Raw genomic sequence first — 15458 nt, forward strand, 5'->3', positions numbered from 1 at the left:
CCCCGGGCCCCGCCCCCGGCGGCCCGGGTGAAAACCCGGCCCGGCCCGACGAAAGGCCGCTGGACCGGATGGCGCGGTTGCCCGATACTGCGCGGCGCGTTTTTCCTGATCCGCGAGTTGAGCTGCGATGCGTATCGTGACGATTTCCCTCGCCGTGCTGGTCCTGGTCCTGGCCGGGCTGGCGGCGGTGCCGGCCGACCTGTTCGGCGCGGCGGCCGATCTGGCCCCCCGCCTGCTGTCGCTCGCCGCGGCCCTGGCCGCCCTGGCCCTGGCCGGGGTCAGCCTGCTGCGCCCGCGCCCGAGCGCGCCGCTGGTGGTGCCGGCGGCGCCCGCCCCCGCCCCGGTGGCGGCCAGCCTGACCCCGCCCCCCGCCCCGGCCGCGCCGGCACCGCGCGCCGAGGCCGAGATCGTCGCCCTGCTCGGGCTGCTCCAGGACAAGGGCCGGCTGATCGACTTCCTGATGGACGACGTCACCGGCTATGACGATGCCCAGGTCGGCGCCGCCGCCCGGGTGCTGCATCAGGGCTGCAAGGCGGCGCTGGCCGAGCATTTCGGCATCGTCGCGGTGGTCGATCAGGCCGAGGGCAGCCGGGTCACCGTCCCCGCCGCCCACGCCCCCGACGAATTCCGTCTGGTCGGCCGCATCGGCGGCCAGCCGCCCTTCACCGGGGTGCTGGTCCATCACGGCTGGAAGGTCGAATGGGTCAAGCTGCCCCGGCTGGTGGCGGGCGATCCCGACCGGCTGCCGACCCTGGCCCCGGCCGAAATCGAGCTGGGCTGAGCCCGGTCCCCTTTCCTCTGCTTCTGCGCGGGTGACACCCGATGAGTGCTTCCTTCTGTCTCGGCATCGACCTCGGCACCAGCAACAGCGCGGTGGCGCTGGCGGCGATCGATGGCGCCGCCGCCGACGTGCTGCCGCTGGCCCAGGCGGTCGGCCCCGGCCGGGTCGATGACCGCCCGACCCTGGCCTCGGCGCTGTACCTGCCCCATCCCGACGAATTCCCCGCCGGCTCGTTCCCGCTGCCGTGGGGCGCGGCCCCGGGCGGGGCGATCATCGGCCAGTTCGCCCGCGATCACGGCGCGCTGGTGCCCGACCGGCTGGTGACCTCGGCCAAATCGTGGCTGTCCAACCCGCAGATCGACCCGCGTCAGGCGGCGCTGCCGTGGGGCTCGGACCTGCCTTCCGGCGACAAGCTGTCGGCGTTCGAATGCTCGCGCCGCTATCTCGACCATCTGCGCGAGGCGGCGCTGGCCGCCGCCCGCGCCCAGGGCCACGCCCTCGACCTCGCCGAGGCGATGGTGGTGCTGACCGTCCCCGCCTCGTTCGACGAGGTGGCGCGCGCCCTGACCGCCGAGGCGGCCGAGGCGGCCGGGCTCGGCCGCGTCACCCTGCTGGAGGAGCCGCTCGCCGCCTTCTACGCCTGGGCCGCCCATGCCGGCCGCGACTGGCGCAGTCAGGTCCGCCCCGGCGATCTGGTGCTGGTGTGCGACGTCGGCGGCGGCACCGCCGATTTCAGCCTGATCGCGGTCAGCGAGCGCGACGGCGAGCTTGACCTCGACCGGGTCAGCGTCGGCGAGCATCTGCTGCTCGGCGGCGACAACATCGATCTCGCCTTGGCCCACGCCCTGCGAGCGCGGCTGGAGGCCGAGGGCAAGGCGATCGGCCCCGCCCAGTTCCTGTCGCTGATCCAGTCGGCCAGCCGCGCCAAGGTGACCCTGTTCGAGGACGAATCCCTGACCGAGGTGCCGATCGCGGTGCCGTCGCGCGGCTCGGGGCTGTTCGCCGGCACGATCTCGACCCGGCTCGACCGCGCCACCCTGCTCCAGATCGCGGTGGACGGCTTCTTCGCCCGCACCGCGCTCGACGACCAGCCCAAGGCCGGCCGCCGCGCCGGCCTGCGCGAGATGGGCCTGCCCTACGCCGCCGATCCGGTGATCAGCAAGCATCTCGCCCGCTTCCTGACCCGCAGCCTGGAGAATGTCCGCGCCAGCGCCGCGCTGAGCGAGCGGGTCGGCGCCGCCGCGTTGCAGGGCAGCTTCCTCGCCCCCACCGCCGTGCTGTTCAACGGCGGCATGTTCAAGGCCCCGGCGCTGCGCCAGCGGGTGCTCGACCTGCTGGCCGACTGGTCGGGCGGGATCGCCCCGCGCGAGCTGGCCGGGTTCCAGCCCGACCTCGCCGTCGCCAAGGGCGCGGCCGAGTTCGGCCGGATCCGCGTCACCGGCAAGGGCATCCGCATCAAGGCCGGCGCCGCCCGGTCCTATTATATCGGCCTCGAAAGTTCGATGCCGGCGATCCCCGGCTTCACCCCGCCGCTCAAGGCGCTGTGCGTGGTGCCGCAGGGGATGGAGGAAGGCAGCGAGGTGGTGATCGAGGGTCAGGATCTGGCCCTGCTCGCCGGCCAGACCGCCGATTTCCGCTTCTTCGCCTCCGAGGTGCGCAGCGGCGACACCCCCGGCAGCCTGGTCGAGGACGCCGAACGCGACCTCGACGAGATCAGCCTGCTCGAAGTCGATCTGCCCGAGGTCGAGGGCGTCCCCCCCGGCCATCCCGTGCCGGTCCAGGCCAATGCGGTGGTAACCGAACTCGGCACCCTCGAATTGTGGATGAAGCACACCCGCTCCGATCAACGCTGGAAGATCGAGTTCCAGGTGCGGACCGAATAGCGGGGCTGCCGCCCCGCGCCCCGCTTGGGGCGATGCCCCAAACCCCCTTTGTTTTCAAAAATAAAGGGGGTCCGGGGCATCGCCCCGGCCGGGTGCGGGCGGGAGCCCGCCGACCAAGACAAAGGCCCCCCTCATGACCCCCCCCCGCTACGCCATCGGCATCGACCTCGGCACCAGCAATTCGGCCCTGGCCTATGCCGACCTCGCCGGCGACGCCCCGGCCGAGGTGCTGGCGGTGGCGCAGTGGGACGCCGACGGCCGCAGCGTCGAGTCCGACACCCTGCCCTCGGCGCTGCTGCGGCCCGATCCCGACCTCGCCGGCCGGCTCGGCGCCACCGAATCCACCTGGGTGGTCGGGCGGCTGGCGCGGCGGATGGCCGGCGAGACACCCGGCCGGGTGGTGGTGTCGGCCAAATCCTGGCTGGCCCATCATGGCGCCGACCGCGCCGCCGCCTTCCTGCCCTGGGGCGGCGAGACGCTGGGACCGGACGAGCGGCTGTCGCCGGTCAAGGCCTCGGCGCTGATCCTGGCCCATCTCCGCGCCGCCTGGGACGCCCGCTTCGCCGCCCTCGGGCCGGAGCATCGCTTCGACGCCCAGGACGTCACCGTCACCGTCCCCGCCTCGTTCGACCCGGTGGCGCAGCGGCTGACCCTCGACGCCGCCGCCGCCGCCGGCTTCCCCGCCGCCACCCGCCTGCTGGAGGAGCCCCAGGCCGCCTTCGCCTGGTGGCTGGAAAGCCACGAGGATCCCTGGGCCGCCCTGCCCGCCCCCGCCGCCGGCCCCGGGTCCGCCCGCCACGTCCTGGTGATCGATATCGGCGGCGGCACCAGCGATTTCAGCCTGTTCGCCCTCGACCCGCCCGCCCCCGGCGCCGCCCCCCGCATCCGCCGCGTCGCGGTCAGCGATCATATCCTGCTCGGCGGCGACAATATCGACCTCGCCCTCGCCCACCGGCTCGAACTCGGTTTCACCAACGGCTTCGACCGGCTGACCGGCACGCCGTGGGACCATCTGGTCGCCCGCTGCCGCGACCTCAAGGAACGGGTGCTGGCCGGTGACGGCCCGGCCGACGAAAGCTTCCCGGTCGCCCTGCCCGGGCGCGGCTCCGGCCTGATGGCCGCCGCCCGCACCGTCAGCCTGCGCCGCGACGACCTCGATACCGTGCTGCTCGACGGCTTCTTCCCCGCCTGCGCCGCCGACGCCGCCCCCAGCCGCCCCAGCGGCGCGGTGCAGACCTGGGGCCTGCCCTACGCCCATGACGGCGCGGTCACCCGCCATCTCGCCGCCTTCCTCGCCGGCCGGCCGCCAATCGATGCGGTGCTGTGCAACGGCGGCACCCTGACCCCCGACCGGCTGCGCCGCCGCCTCGCCGAGATGATCGGCGGCTGGCAGGGCGGGCGCGTTCCCGCCTTGCTCGACACCAGCCGGCTCGACCTCGCGGTGGCGCTGGGCGCCGCCTGCGCCAGCCGCCGCCGCCTCGGCCAGACCAGCCGGATCGAGGCCGGGTCCGGCCACGCCGTGTTCCTCGAAGTCCACCGCCCCGGCGAGGCCGCCGCCCTGGTCTGCCTGCTGCCGCACGGCACCCCGCCCGAGCGCGAGATCGCCCTCGACCGGCTCGATCTGCGCCTGCGGGTCAACCGGCCGGTGCGATTCGGCCTCTACAGCTCGACCCGCCACGAAGACACCCCGGCCGGCGCGGTGCTGCGGCTCGACCCCGTCGCCTTCCAGCCGCTGCCGCCGCTGGAGACCGTCGCCACCGTCAGCCCGGCCCCGGCCGATGCCGAGGCCAGCGTGCCGGTGGCGGTCACCGCCCGGCTCAACCCGGTCGGGCTGCTCCAGCTCGCCTGCCGCAGCCTCGACCGCAAGCAGCCCCACACCTGGCCGCTCGATTTCGATCTCCGCCCCGACGCCGCCCCGGCCGAGACCGCCGCCGAGGACGCCCCCCGGCTGGAGCCCAACCTCGCCGCCGACCTGATCGCCGCCGCCGGAAGCGACCTCGCCGCCCGGCTGAGCCGCCCGGCAGGCAAGGGCGAGAAGCTGGCCGCCCCCCGCCTGCTCCAGGGGCTCGAACGCGGCCTCGGCCCGCGCAAGGACTGGAACGGCGCGGTGGTCCGCGCGTTGTGGGAGGCGCTGGAAGGCGCCGCCGACGGCCGCGCCCTCTCGGTCGAGCATGAGGAAGCCTGGCTGACCCTGGCCGGCTACCTGCTGCGCCCCGGCTTCGGCGTTGCCGGCGACGCCGCCCGGCTCGATGCGCTGTGGCGCCTCGCCAGCCCCGCCCCCCGTTTCCCCGGCAAGCGGATCCGGCTGCATCAATACATCCTGTGGCGCCGTCTCGCCGGCGGGCTGTCGCGCGAGCGCCAGGAAGCCCTGCTCGCCCCCGAGCGCGACGCCCTGCTGACCAAAAGCAACGTCTCGCCCGAACTGGTGCGGATGGCCGGCGCGTTCGAGCGGATCGGGCTCGATCTCAAGACCGCGTTGATCGAACGGTTCCTCGCCGTCGCGGTCGAGCTGATGAAGGGGCGGCAGCACGCGGCGCCCTATCTCGCCGCCCTCGGTGGGTTGCTCAACCGCACCCCGCTCTATGCCGGGCCGGACAGCGTCACCCCGCCGGCTTTGGTCGAGCGGGCGTTCGAGGCGCTGAGCGATTTCGACTGGACCGAGGCCGAGTTCATCGAGGCGCAAAGCCTGTTCCTCCGCGCCGCCCGCGCCGTCGAGGATCGCCGCATCGACCTGCCCGACCCACTGCGGCGCAAGATCGCCTCGCGGCTCGAAAAAGGGGGCATGGCCCCCACCCGCACCGCCCGCTTGCGCGAGATCGTGCCGGTCGAGCGCGCCGAAAGGCTGGGTGGGTTCGGCGAGGATCTGCCGGCGGGGTTGATTCTGTCGTAAAAAAACGCGGGCGCTGCCCGCACCCGCCAGGAGCCAGCGGCTCCTGGACCTGCTTCGATTGAAGGCACTTGGCCATGGATGACGTCAACGGGGCCACCCTCGACAGTTACGAACAGCATGTCGCCGAATATGTCGGGGGGACCCCCGGTGCCGTCAGTGGCGAAGTGCGCGACTGGATCGGTGCGGCGTTGGAAGGTCTCGCCCCCACCGCCCGGCTGGTCGAGATCGGCAGCGGGTTCGGGCGCGATGCCGCCTACATTCAGGGCAAGGGCTATCGGATCGAGACCACCGATGCGGCCGAGTCCTTCGTCGCGGAATTGCGGCGGCGCGGGTTCGCGGCGCGGCGGTTCGATCTGCGGCGGGATCGGCTGGAGCCCGGGCAGGATCTGATCCTCGCCAATGCGGTGCTGCATCATTTTCCGCGCGGGCAGTTGGGAGCCATCCTCGGGCAGTTGGCCGGGGCGCTGGCGCCGGGCGGGCGGCTGGCCTTCAGCCTCAAGCGCGGCACCGGGGAGGAATGGTCCAGCGCCAAGCTCGGGGCGCCGCGATTCTTCTGCTACTGGGAGCCGGAGCAGCTCGCGCCGCTGCTCGCCGCCGCCGGCTTTGCCGACTGGGACATCGTCGAAGCCAATACCAAGCGGGCTCATGCCGCCTGGCTCTATCTGATCGCCCGCCGCGCCGCCACGCCATGACCGATCCCCGCCTTATCCTCGACCGGGTCCTCGCCGCCGCATTGGCCTCGGTCGATCCGGGCCGGCTGATCGCCGAGCGGCTCGCTTATGACGGGCGCCATCTGGTCGCCGAGGCCGGGGGACAGAGTTGGCGGGGCGATCTCGACGCCTTCCGCCGGGTGCTGGTGCTGGGCGCCGGCAAGGCGGCGGCACGGATGGCCCAGGCGATCGAGGCCAAGCTGGGCGAGCGGGTCTCCGGCGGGCTGGTGGTGGTCAAGCATGGCCATCATCTGCCATTGCGCCGCATCGCGGTGGCCGAGGCCGGTCATCCCACCCCCGACGAAGCCGGGATCGACGCCGCCCGCCGCCTCGCCGCGCTGGCCGATCAGGCCGAGGCCGATACCCTGGTGATCCTGCTGCTGTCGGGCGGCGGCTCGGCCCTGCTCTGCGCGCCGCGAGAGGACAGCGGCCTGACCCTGGCCGACAAGCAGGCGGTCACCGCCGCCTTGCTCGCCAGCGGCGCCGACATCGCCGCGATCAATTGCGTGCGCAAGCATCTGTCGGCGCTGAAGGGCGGCCGCCTGCTGGCCCGGCTGGCCCCCGCCCGCTGCCTCGCCCTGATCCTGTCCGACGTGATCGGCGACCGGCTCGACGTGATCGCCTCCGGCCCGGTCAGCCCCGACCCCACCTCCTACGCCGACGCCCTGGCGGTGCTCGATGCCCACGATTTGCGCCAGCACATCCCCGCCGCCGCCCGCACCCTGCTCGAACAGGGCGCGGCCGGGCAGCACCCGGAAACGCTGAAGCCGGACGATCCCCGCCTGGAATTGGTGACCCCGCTGGTGCTGGGCAACACCCTGACGGCGGTGCGCGCCGCCCGCGACGCGGGCATGGCGCTGGGCCTGCCGACTCTTTCCCTGACCGCCTCGTTGTGCGGCGAGGCGCGCGAGGCCGGACGCCAGCTTTACGCCATCGGCCGCGACCTGCGCGATCATGCCCTGCTGGCGCCGCCGCCGGCCTTGCTGGTCAGCGGCGGCGAAACCACCGTGACTCTCGGCGCCAATCCCGGCCTGGGCGGCCGCAACCAGGAACTGGCGCTGTCGTTCCTGTGCGCCCTGACCCGCGACCCGGCCCAGGGCGCCGGCCTGCATTTGCTGGCGGCGGCCACCGACGGCGGCGACGGCCCGACCGACGCGGCCGGTGCCTATGCCTCGGCCGCCGTGCTGACCCGCGCCCGCAGCCTCGGCCTGTCACTGGCGGAGGCCTTGGCCCGCCACGATTCCTATCGCTTGTTCGCCGCCACCGGCGATTTGCTCCGCCTCGGCCCGACCCTGACCAACGTCTGCGACCTGCAACTCCTGCTCGTCACCCCCTCCCCTTGAGAAAAGGGCCATCGCGTCATTCCGGAGGATAGAGGCGGGTCATGGCCGGGCCTGACCCGGCCATCCCCGTTGTCAACTTCGGACAAGGCGCCCGACGGCCCCCATGGATGCCCGGATCAAGTCCGGGCATGACGGAAAGGACAGGGACAGCCCTCCCCGCTCATCCGTGATGGCCCTAAAAAAGGGAGGGGTTCGGGGAGCCCCGCTCCCCGAGCGGGTGCGGGCGGCAAGCCCGCCTTACTTCCCGATCAGCCCGGTGGTGGGCGAGGACGGATCGGCGTAGCTCTTGCGCGGCATGCGGCCGGCCTGGAACGACAACCTGCCGGCGATCACGGCATGCTTCATCGCCCGGGCCATCGCGATCGGGTCGCGGGCATGGGCGATGGCGGTGTTGAGCAGCACGCCATCACAGCCCAGTTCCATCGCCACCGCCGCATCGGAGGCGGCGCCGACGCCGGCATCGACCAGCACCGGCACCGAGACGCTGGCCTTGATGATCTGGATGGTGGTGGGGTTGAGGATGCCGAGGCCCGAGCCGATCAGCGAGCCGAGCGGCATGATCGCGACGCAGCCGAGATCGGCCAGCATCCGCGCCTGGATCGGGTCGTCGGAACAGTAGACCATCACCTCGAACCCGTCCTTGATCAGCGCCTCGGCGGCGCGCAGGGTTTCGGGCATGTTGGGATAGAGGGTGGTCTGGTCGCCCAGCACCTCGAGCTTGACCAGGTTCCAGCCGCCGGCCTCGCGGGCGAGGCGCAGGGTGCGCACCGCTTCCTCGGCGGTGTAGCAGCCGGCGGTGTTGGGCAGGAAGGTGTATTTCTTGGGGCTGACGTAATCGACCAGCATCGGCTGGGTCGGGTCGGTCAGGTTGACGCGGCGCACCGCGACGGTGACGATTTCGGCGCCGCTGGCCTCGATGGCGCGGGCGGTTTCCTCGAAATCCTTGTACTTGCCGGTGCCGACCAGCAGCCGCGACGAAAAGCGCCGCCCGGCCACCACCAGCGGATCCTCGCCGGCCGCGTCGTCACAGCCGCCGCCGATGAAGGCGACCACCTCGATCTTGTCGCCCTCGTCGAGGACGGTGGCGTCGTAGGCCGATTTCGGCACGATTTCGAGGTTGCGCTCGACCGCCACCTTGGCGCGGTCGATGCCCATCTGGGCGAGAAGTTCGGCGACGCTGGCCGGGCCGGCCAGATGGCGCGGCTCGCCATTGAGAATCAGCTTCATGGGGGGACCCGTTATCGCAAGAGAGAATCAGGGAAAGACATTATGGAACGGTGTGAGGCGCCTTTTCAACCCGCTGAACCGGTGGCGGCACGCCACGCCGCGTAGGTTTCGGCCAGCCCCTGATCGAGGCCCCGGCCGGCCCGCCAGCCCAGCGCGGCGAGGCGGGCGGACTCGAGCAGCTTGCGCGGGGCGCCGTCGGGCTTGGCCGGATCGAAGCGGATCTCGCCGTCGAACCCGACCAGCCGGGCGATTCGTTCGGCCAGCTCGCGGATGCTGACCTCGACGCCGGAGCCGACATTGATCGGGGCCACGTCGGAATAATGTTCGAGCAGGAACACCAGCGCGTCGGCCAGATCATCGACATGGAGGAATTCGCGCAAGGGCGCGCCGCTGCCCCACAGGGTGACGGCCCCGAGCCCGTCGCGTTTGGCCTCGTGGAAGCGGCGCAGCAGCGCCGGCAGGACATGGCCGGCCTCGGGATCGAAAGTGTCGCCCGGGCCATAGACCCCGGTGGGGATGGCGACGATGAAATCATCGCCATACTGGCGGCGATAGGCCTGGGCCATCCGCATCCCGGCGATCTTGGCGGTGGCGTAGGCCTCGCTGGTGGGCTCGATCGGCCCGGTCATCAGCGCGTCCTCGGCGATCGGCTGGGCCGCCAGCCGGGGATAGGTGCAGGATGAGCCGAGGAACAGCAGCTTCTCGACCCCGGTGGCGTGGGCGGCGTCGATGGTGTTGGCGGCGATGGCGAGGTTGACCCGGATGAACTCGGCCGGACGGGAGGCGTTGGCGACGATGCCGCCGACCAGGGCGGCGGCCATCACCACCACCTGCGGCCGCTCCGCCGCCATCCAGCGGGCCACCGCCGCCTGATCGGTCAGGTCGAGATCCTCGCGCCCCACCGTCAGCAGGGTGCAGCCGCTTCCCGCCAGCCGCCGCCGCAGCGCCGAGCCGACCATGCCGCGATGGCCGGCGATCCAGACGCGCTTGCCGGCGAGGGAATAGAGGGCGGGGATGGAGGACATCGGCGGGCTTCCGGGCGGTGGAGCGAGCGGGCCGCAGTTGAGCACCAGTTGCGGGCGGATGACAAGGGCGTCGATCTGCGGTAACACGGAACAGGAGCCCGAGGCGAGACGACGGGGGATGCGGATGGGCGATCTCGAAGGCGTGGACGCGGTGATCCTCGCCGGCGGCCTCGGCACCCGGATCCGGGGCGTGCTGGGCGACCTGCCCAAGGTGCTGGCCCCGGTCAACCGGCGGCCGTTCCTCGACCATCTGCTCGATCAACTCGCCGCGCTCGGGGTGGGACGGGCGATCCTGGCCCTTGGCGTCGGCGCCGACCGGGTGCTGGCCCATCTCGCCGGGCGCCCGCTGCCGCTGCCGGTGGTCAGCGTGGTCGAATCCGCCCCGCTCGGCACCGCCGGGGCACTGCGGCTGGCGATCGCCGCCGGCACCACCGATCCGCTGCTGGTGCTGAACGGCGACACCTGGCTCGAAGCCGATTTCGCCGCCTTCCTCGCCGCCCACCGCGCCGCCGCCCGGCTGGGATCCCTGCTGTGCGTCGGGGTCGAGGACGTCGCCCGCTACGGCCGGATCGACACCGCCCCGGACGGCACGGTGGCCCGCTTCGTCGAGAAGGATCCCGACCATCGCGACCCCGGTTTGATCCATGGCGGCGCGCTGCTGCTGTCGCGCGCCGGGCTGGGCGCGCTGGCCGGCGCCTGCGGCCCCTCGCTCGAACGCGACTTCCTCGCCCGGCTGCCGCCCGGCAGCCTGCTGGCCCATGCCGCCGCCGGGGCGCGCTTCATCGACATCGGCACCCCGGACAGCCTCGCCCGCGCCGGGACGGTGCTGCCGGGGGAAACAACGCCATGATCATCAGCCGCACCCCCTACCGCGTCTCGCTGTTCGGCGGCGGCACCGATTATCCCAAATGGTCGCTGCGCCATGGCGGCGCGGTGCTCGGCTTCGCCATCAACAAATATTGCTACCTCAGCCTGCGGCAACTGCCGCCGTTCTTCGAGCACCGCCACCGCATCGTCTATTCCCGCATCGAGCTGGTCAGCGGGATCGAGGAGATCCAGCATCCCTCGGTGCGGGCGGTGCTGGGCGAGATGCGGATCGCCCACGGCATCGAGATCCAGCATCAGGGCGACCTGCCGGCCCGCTCCGGGCTCGGCTCCAGTTCGTCCTTCACCGTCGGCCTGCTCAACGCGCTGTGGGCGGCGCGCGGGCGGATGGTGACCAAGCAGGCCCTGGCCGCCGAGGCGATCCGGATCGAGCAGCAGGTGATCGGCGAGAATGTCGGCTCGCAGGACCAGATCTGGGCGGCCTATGGCGGGATGAACCGGATCGAGTTCAACCGCGACGGCAGCTTCGCGGTCGAGCCGCTGGTGATGCCGCCCGGCCGGCGCGAGGCGCTGGTCGCCTCGCTGATGCTGGTGTTTTCCGGCTTCTCCCGCTTCGCCGACCAGCTCGCCGCCCGCCAGATCGCCAACATCGACCGGCGCGAGGCCCAGCTCCACGCGATGCGGGCGATGGTTGACGAGGCGGCGGCGATCCTCCAGGACCCCGCCCGCCCGCTGGCCGAGATCGGCGAGCTGCTGCACCAATCCTGGATGCTGAAGCGCGAACTGGCCGACGAGGTCAGCTCGCCCGAGATCGACGCGATCTACCGCGCCGCGCGCGAGGCCGGGGCGATCGGCGGCAAGCTGCTGGGCGCCGGCGGCGGCGGCTTCATGCTGTTCTTCGTCCCGCCCGAGCGTCAGGCGGCGGTGCGCGCCCGCCTGGCCGACCTGATCCATGTCGGCTTCGACATCGACCCGGCCGGCAGCCGGATCGTGGTCTACGAACCGGACGGCGCCGACAGCCTCTGATCCCCTCCTCCTCGTGGATCGGCGCCGGATCGGCGTCCCCGCGCCCGGGGATTCGCCCGCCCTAAATTTGATAATGCGAATCACTTGCAATGGCTGGCCGGGCAGGCTAGGCTGCCCTCCATCGACGTTCCCAAACGGAGGAGGTTCCGGTGAGCCGGACGAACGACGACACCGCTGATTGTTGTGACCTGTGCGGACGCTGCATCCTGTTCGTCGGTGGGCGCGGGGTGCAGGTCGCCCATCTGCGCCGGCTGGTGGAAGCGCGCAACGGCACCCTGGTCTATCACGATGGCGGCTTCGAGGACGGCATCGGCCGGCTGGGGCGGATGATCGCCCAGGCCGACACGGTGATGTTCCCGGTCGATTGCATCAGCCACAACGCCCACGACCAGATCAAGAAGGCCTGCCGCCGCACCGACACCCCGTTCGTGCCGGTGCGCAGCCACGGCCTGGGTGCCTTCCGTCAGGCGCTCGAGGCGCTGCCGGCCCAGGCGGCGTCCTGAGCCCCCTCTCCCCCCATCAGTCTCGCGAGGTTGCGATGAGCGTTACCGTTGTCTATGGCTCCGAATCCGGCACCACCGAGAAGATCGCCCGCCGCATCGCCGGCCCGCTGGCGGCGCGGCTGGTCTCGGTCGGCCGCGCCAGCCCGGCCGATTTCGAAGGTTGCGACCTGCTGGTGCTGGGCGCCCCCACCTATGGGCTGGGCGACCTGTCGTCGGACTGGGAAATCGGCATCGACCGGCTGCGCGCCGCCAACCTCGACGGCAAGCGGGTGGCGCTGTTCGGCACCGGCGACCAGATGACCTATCCCGACAGCTTCGTCGATGCGATGGGCACCCTCTATGACGAGGTCACCGCCCGGGGCGCCCGGGTGGTGGGAGAAACCGGCACCGACGGCTACGATTTCATCGCCTCGCGCGCGGTGCGCGACGGCCGCTTCGTCGGCCTCGCCCTCGACGAGGACAACCAGGCGGGCAAGACCGAGGCGCGGATCGTCGATTGGCTGGGAGGGCTCAAATGAGCCCGACCCAGACCCTGCTGCAACACCACCTCTACGAAATCCGCAAGGGGGTGCGGCAGTTGGTGCTGCTGACCCTGCCGAGTGAGGAGGTGCCGGCGGTGCTGGCCCGGCTCGAACTCGATTCGGTCACCCACTTCCTCCAGCCGGTCGGGCCGGCCAAGGCCAACCTGTTCTTCGGGCGCGGGCTGTGGGTCGAGACGGCGCGGCGAATCGTGTCGCGGCCGCTGGCCCAATTGTCGCCCGAGGAGGATTTCATCCTCGGCACCCTGCTCGGCTATGACCGCGAGCAGCAGTGTCAGCGCTTCCTGATCCAGTCGAGCCGCGCCGCCGCCGCCTTCGCGATCGCGGCGGAGTAGAACAAAAAAAAGCCGTGGGCGCTGCCCACACCCGCCAAGGGCCGGAAGGCCCTTGGAACCCATTGGGGGGGGTGCCTCAGTCGGCGAAGCGCAGCGGCTGGCCTTCGGGGGCGCCGATCAGTTCGCCCTCGCGCATGATCACCCGGCCGCGCAGCAGCGTCGCCACCGGCCAGCCCTTGACCCGCTTGCCGTCGAACGGGGTCCAGCCGCAGCGGCTGGCGATCTGGTCGTTGCCGATGGTCCGCGCCGCCTTGAGATCGACCACGGTGAAATCGGCGTCGTAGCCGACCGCGATCCGTCCCTTGCCGATCAGCCCGAACAGCCGGGCCGGGCCGGCGCTGGTCAGGTCGGCCAGCCGCTCCAGCCCCAGCCGCCCCTCGGCGACATGGTCGAGCATCAGCGGCACCAGGGTCTGCACCCCCGGCATCCCCGACGGGCTGGCGGGATAGCCCTGGCCCTTCTCGGTCCGCAGATGGGGGGCGTGGTCGGAGCCCAGCGTATCGACCACCCCGTTGGCGATCGCCGCCCACAGCGCCTCGCGGGCGCGGGCGTCGCGGATCGGCGGGTTCATCTGCGCCAGGGTGCCCAGCCGCTCGTAGCATTCCGGCGCGGCCAGGGTCAGGTGCTGCGGCGTGACCTCGACCGAGGCCCAATCCTTGTGCTCGGCCAGGAAAGCCATCTCCTCGGCGCTGGTGGCGTGGAGGATGTGGACCCGCCGCCGCGCCTGCTCGGCCAGCCCGACCAGCCGGCGGGTGGCGATCAGCGCCGCCTCGGCGTCGCGCCACACCGGATGGGCGCGGGGATGGCCCTCGGCCTCGGCCAGCGGGCGGCGCTGCTTGAGGCGGGTCTCGTCCTCGCAATGGGCGGCGATCCGCCGGGTTCCCGCCGCCAGCAGGGTCTTGAGGCCGACATCGTCCTCCAGCAGCAGGGTGCCGGTGCTCGATCCCATGAACAGCTTGATCCCGGCACAGCCCGGCAGCCGCTCCCATGCGGCCAGATGGGGCAGCCCCTCGGCGGTGGCGCCGAGGAAGAAGGCGTGATCGACCCAGCAGCGCCCGGCCGCCCGCGCCAGCTTGTCGGCCAGCGCCTCGGGATTGGTGGTCGGCGGCTTGGTGTTGGGCATCTCGAACACCGCGGTGACCCCGCCCAGCGCCGCCGCCGCGCTGCCGGTGGCCAGATCCTCCTTGGCCTCGGCCCCCGGCTCGCGGAAATGGACGTGGCTGTCGATCACCCCAGGCAGCAATGTCAGGCCGTGCAGGTCGATCTCCTCGACCGCTTGCGCCCCGAACAGGTCGCCCAACGCGGCGATCCGCCCGTCGCGGATGCCGATCTCGGTCCGCACCACCCCGGCCGGTGTCACCGCCATGGCGTGGCGCAGGATCAGGTCGTAGGGAAGGGACATCGTCGGCGGCTCCGCTGCTGCTGGCTGATAGAAAGACAGAAAACGCGGGCTCCGCCCGCCCCCGCCAAGGGCCGCAAGGCCCTTGGATCCCAGGAATGGGAGTCCGCGTTCCCGGCCCGACTATAACCGAAGGTTCCGGGGACGGGGATGGCGATTCCGCCGGGGGCGAGCGGAAGACAGCGGCAATCATTGATTTTCTAATCAAACAAAGATAAAACCTATTGGCGATATCCTCTTGCGGAGGGATGGATCATGGCGGATGGGAAAATCATCGGCGCGGCCGTGGCCGCCATCCTGCTGCTGGGCGCGCCAGCCGCCTCGGCCGACGCGCTGGCCGATTACGAGGCGGGCTTGCGGGCGGCGGCGGTGGTCACCCCGGCCTTTCAGGTCCGCCTCGCGATTCCCCCCGCCGGGGAAACGGTCGAGGTGGTCAGCTTCGCCCGGCCGGACGAGATCCCGGTTGACGCCCGCGGCTTCGAGGTCTGGGTCAGCCTGCCCCGGGAACTGAGAAACGCCTGTGCCGGCGCGGCAAACCCGGCCTTGCGATTGCAGCAGGTGCTGGGCCTGCCCTACCAGCCGACCAACAACGTGATCAAGACCCTGTCGGTGAAGCGGGCCAGCCTGTTTCGTCCCTGCCTGGGGGGTGGCGGGCTCGACGACAGCCAGTGCGGTCTGGGCCGGATTCCCCCGCTTGCCGACAACGCGACGGCGGAGGAACAGCGGCGCCTCTATTTTCTGGCCTCGCAGGTGTGGGACAGCCACCGCCAGGGCTTCGCCCGAACCGGCGCGGTGTCGGGCGCCTATCCCTATGGCGGCTTTCCCTTCACCGGGATGGGCTGGACCTACGACTGGTCGCCGGCCAATCCGTCGCATGTCGGCGTGGCGGAATTCGTGGTGCCGCGCGATGCCGCCGTCACCACCGTCGGGGTGACCTCCCCCGCCGATTTCTGCCGCTGATCACGGGGTCCA

14 protein-coding genes are annotated in these 15458 nt (G+C 71.9%); 11 read left to right on the forward strand and 3 right to left on the reverse strand.

Annotated elements, in window-relative coordinates; all coding sequences use genetic code 11:
• Nucleotides 1-127: 127 nt before the first annotated feature.
• The 5 genes from ACFSNB_RS14960 to ACFSNB_RS14980 all read left to right on the forward strand — a co-directional run bounded on the left by ACFSNB_RS14960 (nucleotide 128) and on the right by ACFSNB_RS14980 (nucleotide 7607).
• Nucleotides 128-781, forward strand: a complete 654-nt coding sequence (locus tag ACFSNB_RS14960; protein ID WP_377317985.1) for a DUF2760 domain-containing protein — start codon at nucleotides 128-130, stop codon at nucleotides 779-781.
• Nucleotides 782-822: 41 nt separating this feature from the next.
• Nucleotides 823-2664: an Hsp70 family protein gene (locus tag ACFSNB_RS14965; protein ID WP_377317987.1), complete on the forward strand. Its 1842-nt coding sequence runs from the start codon at nucleotides 823-825 to the stop codon at nucleotides 2662-2664.
• A gap of 133 nt (nucleotides 2665-2797) precedes the next feature.
• Nucleotides 2798-5554 carry a hsp70 family protein gene (locus ACFSNB_RS14970; RefSeq protein ID WP_377317989.1) on the forward strand — a complete coding sequence of 919 codons (2757 nt, stop codon included), beginning with the start codon at nucleotides 2798-2800 and terminating at the stop codon, nucleotides 5552-5554.
• A gap of 74 nt (nucleotides 5555-5628) precedes the next feature.
• A complete protein-coding gene (locus tag ACFSNB_RS14975) occupies nucleotides 5629-6246 on the forward strand; it encodes a methyltransferase domain-containing protein (protein WP_377317991.1) in 618 nt (205 codons plus the stop codon).
• Nucleotides 6243-7607 (forward strand): glycerate kinase type-2 family protein, encoded by a 1365-nt coding sequence (locus tag ACFSNB_RS14980; protein WP_377317993.1) that lies wholly within the window; start codon nucleotides 6243-6245, stop codon nucleotides 7605-7607. The genes ACFSNB_RS14975 and ACFSNB_RS14980 overlap by 4 nt, the downstream gene beginning before the upstream one ends.
• Before the next feature lie 237 nt (nucleotides 7608-7844).
• Here ACFSNB_RS14980 and thiS read toward each other — a convergent pair whose 3' ends face one another.
• Together thiS and ACFSNB_RS14990 are read right to left on the reverse strand one after the other, a co-directional pair.
• On the reverse strand, nucleotides 7845-8834 hold the full coding sequence (gene thiS / locus ACFSNB_RS14985; protein ID WP_377317995.1) for a sulfur carrier protein ThiS: 990 nt from the start codon (nucleotides 8832-8834) through the stop codon (nucleotides 7845-7847).
• A 65-nt stretch (nucleotides 8835-8899) separates the two neighbouring features.
• On the reverse strand, nucleotides 8900-9859 hold the full coding sequence (locus tag ACFSNB_RS14990) for a GDP-L-fucose synthase family protein (RefSeq protein WP_377317997.1): 960 nt from the start codon (nucleotides 9857-9859) through the stop codon (nucleotides 8900-8902).
• Between the two features lie 124 nt (nucleotides 9860-9983).
• Between ACFSNB_RS14990 and ACFSNB_RS14995 the strand changes: the two genes are divergently transcribed.
• The 5 genes from ACFSNB_RS14995 to ACFSNB_RS15015 all read left to right on the forward strand — a co-directional run bounded on the left by ACFSNB_RS14995 (nucleotide 9984) and on the right by ACFSNB_RS15015 (nucleotide 13087).
• Nucleotides 9984-10709 carry a sugar phosphate nucleotidyltransferase gene (locus tag ACFSNB_RS14995; protein ID WP_377317999.1) on the forward strand — a complete coding sequence of 242 codons (726 nt, stop codon included), beginning with the start codon at nucleotides 9984-9986 and terminating at the stop codon, nucleotides 10707-10709.
• Nucleotides 10706-11710, forward strand: coding sequence for a GHMP family kinase ATP-binding protein (locus tag ACFSNB_RS15000; protein ID WP_377318001.1), 1005 nt, complete (start codon nucleotides 10706-10708; stop codon nucleotides 11708-11710). The genes ACFSNB_RS14995 and ACFSNB_RS15000 overlap by 4 nt, the downstream gene beginning before the upstream one ends.
• Nucleotides 11711-11859: 149 nt before the next feature.
• The gene (locus tag ACFSNB_RS15005; RefSeq protein ID WP_377318003.1) at nucleotides 11860-12213 is read left to right on the forward strand and encodes a DUF2325 domain-containing protein; all 354 of its coding nucleotides are present in this window, start codon (nucleotides 11860-11862) and stop codon (nucleotides 12211-12213) included.
• 35 nt (nucleotides 12214-12248) lie between these two features.
• A complete protein-coding gene (fldA, locus tag ACFSNB_RS15010) occupies nucleotides 12249-12731 on the forward strand; it encodes a flavodoxin FldA (RefSeq protein WP_377318005.1) in 483 nt (160 codons plus the stop codon).
• Nucleotides 12728-13087 (forward strand): DUF2023 family protein, encoded by a 360-nt coding sequence (locus tag ACFSNB_RS15015; RefSeq protein ID WP_377318007.1) that lies wholly within the window; start codon nucleotides 12728-12730, stop codon nucleotides 13085-13087. Before fldA ends, ACFSNB_RS15015 begins: the two co-directional genes overlap by 4 nt.
• A gap of 76 nt (nucleotides 13088-13163) precedes the next feature.
• Here the strand turns inward: ACFSNB_RS15015 and ACFSNB_RS15020 are convergent, their stop codons facing one another.
• On the reverse strand, nucleotides 13164-14489 hold the full coding sequence (locus tag ACFSNB_RS15020; RefSeq protein WP_377318009.1) for a dihydroorotase: 1326 nt from the start codon (nucleotides 14487-14489) through the stop codon (nucleotides 13164-13166).
• A gap of 252 nt (nucleotides 14490-14741) precedes the next feature.
• Between ACFSNB_RS15020 and ACFSNB_RS15025 the strand changes: the two genes are divergently transcribed.
• Nucleotides 14742-15446 carry a hypothetical protein gene (locus ACFSNB_RS15025; protein WP_377318011.1) on the forward strand — a complete coding sequence of 235 codons (705 nt, stop codon included), beginning with the start codon at nucleotides 14742-14744 and terminating at the stop codon, nucleotides 15444-15446.
• Nucleotides 15447-15458 lie beyond the last annotated feature (12 nt).

This window comes from Phaeospirillum tilakii, assembly GCF_042683125.1.
In the GTDB taxonomy this organism is placed as follows: Bacteria; Pseudomonadota; Alphaproteobacteria; order Rhodospirillales; family Magnetospirillaceae; genus Phaeospirillum; species Phaeospirillum tilakii.

What these genes read in the sequence shown, in the direction of transcription:
- ACFSNB_RS14975 (WP_377317991.1), top strand. Translation starts at nt 5,629, where the DNA reads ATGGATGACGTCAACGGGGCCACCCTCGACAGTTACGAACAGCATGTC.
- thiS (WP_377317995.1), bottom strand. Translation starts at nt 8,834, where the DNA reads ATGAAGCTGATTCTCAATGGCGAGCCGCGCCATCTGGCCGGCCCGGCC.
- ACFSNB_RS15000 (WP_377318001.1), top strand. Translation starts at nt 10,706, where the DNA reads ATGATCATCAGCCGCACCCCCTACCGCGTCTCGCTGTTCGGCGGCGGC.
- ACFSNB_RS14970 (WP_377317989.1), top strand. Translation starts at nt 2,798, where the DNA reads ATGACCCCCCCCCGCTACGCCATCGGCATCGACCTCGGCACCAGCAAT.
- ACFSNB_RS15020 (WP_377318009.1), bottom strand. Translation starts at nt 14,489, where the DNA reads ATGTCCCTTCCCTACGACCTGATCCTGCGCCACGCCATGGCGGTGACA.
- ACFSNB_RS14980 (WP_377317993.1), top strand. Translation starts at nt 6,243, where the DNA reads ATGACCGATCCCCGCCTTATCCTCGACCGGGTCCTCGCCGCCGCATTG.
- ACFSNB_RS14990 (WP_377317997.1), bottom strand. Translation starts at nt 9,859, where the DNA reads ATGTCCTCCATCCCCGCCCTCTATTCCCTCGCCGGCAAGCGCGTCTGG.
- ACFSNB_RS15015 (WP_377318007.1), top strand. Translation starts at nt 12,728, where the DNA reads ATGAGCCCGACCCAGACCCTGCTGCAACACCACCTCTACGAAATCCGC.
- ACFSNB_RS14995 (WP_377317999.1), top strand. Translation starts at nt 9,984, where the DNA reads ATGGGCGATCTCGAAGGCGTGGACGCGGTGATCCTCGCCGGCGGCCTC.
- ACFSNB_RS15025 (WP_377318011.1), top strand. Translation starts at nt 14,742, where the DNA reads ATGGCGGATGGGAAAATCATCGGCGCGGCCGTGGCCGCCATCCTGCTG.
- ACFSNB_RS14960 (WP_377317985.1), top strand. Translation starts at nt 128, where the DNA reads ATGCGTATCGTGACGATTTCCCTCGCCGTGCTGGTCCTGGTCCTGGCC.
- fldA (WP_377318005.1), top strand. Translation starts at nt 12,249, where the DNA reads ATGAGCGTTACCGTTGTCTATGGCTCCGAATCCGGCACCACCGAGAAG.
- ACFSNB_RS14965 (WP_377317987.1), top strand. Translation starts at nt 823, where the DNA reads ATGAGTGCTTCCTTCTGTCTCGGCATCGACCTCGGCACCAGCAACAGC.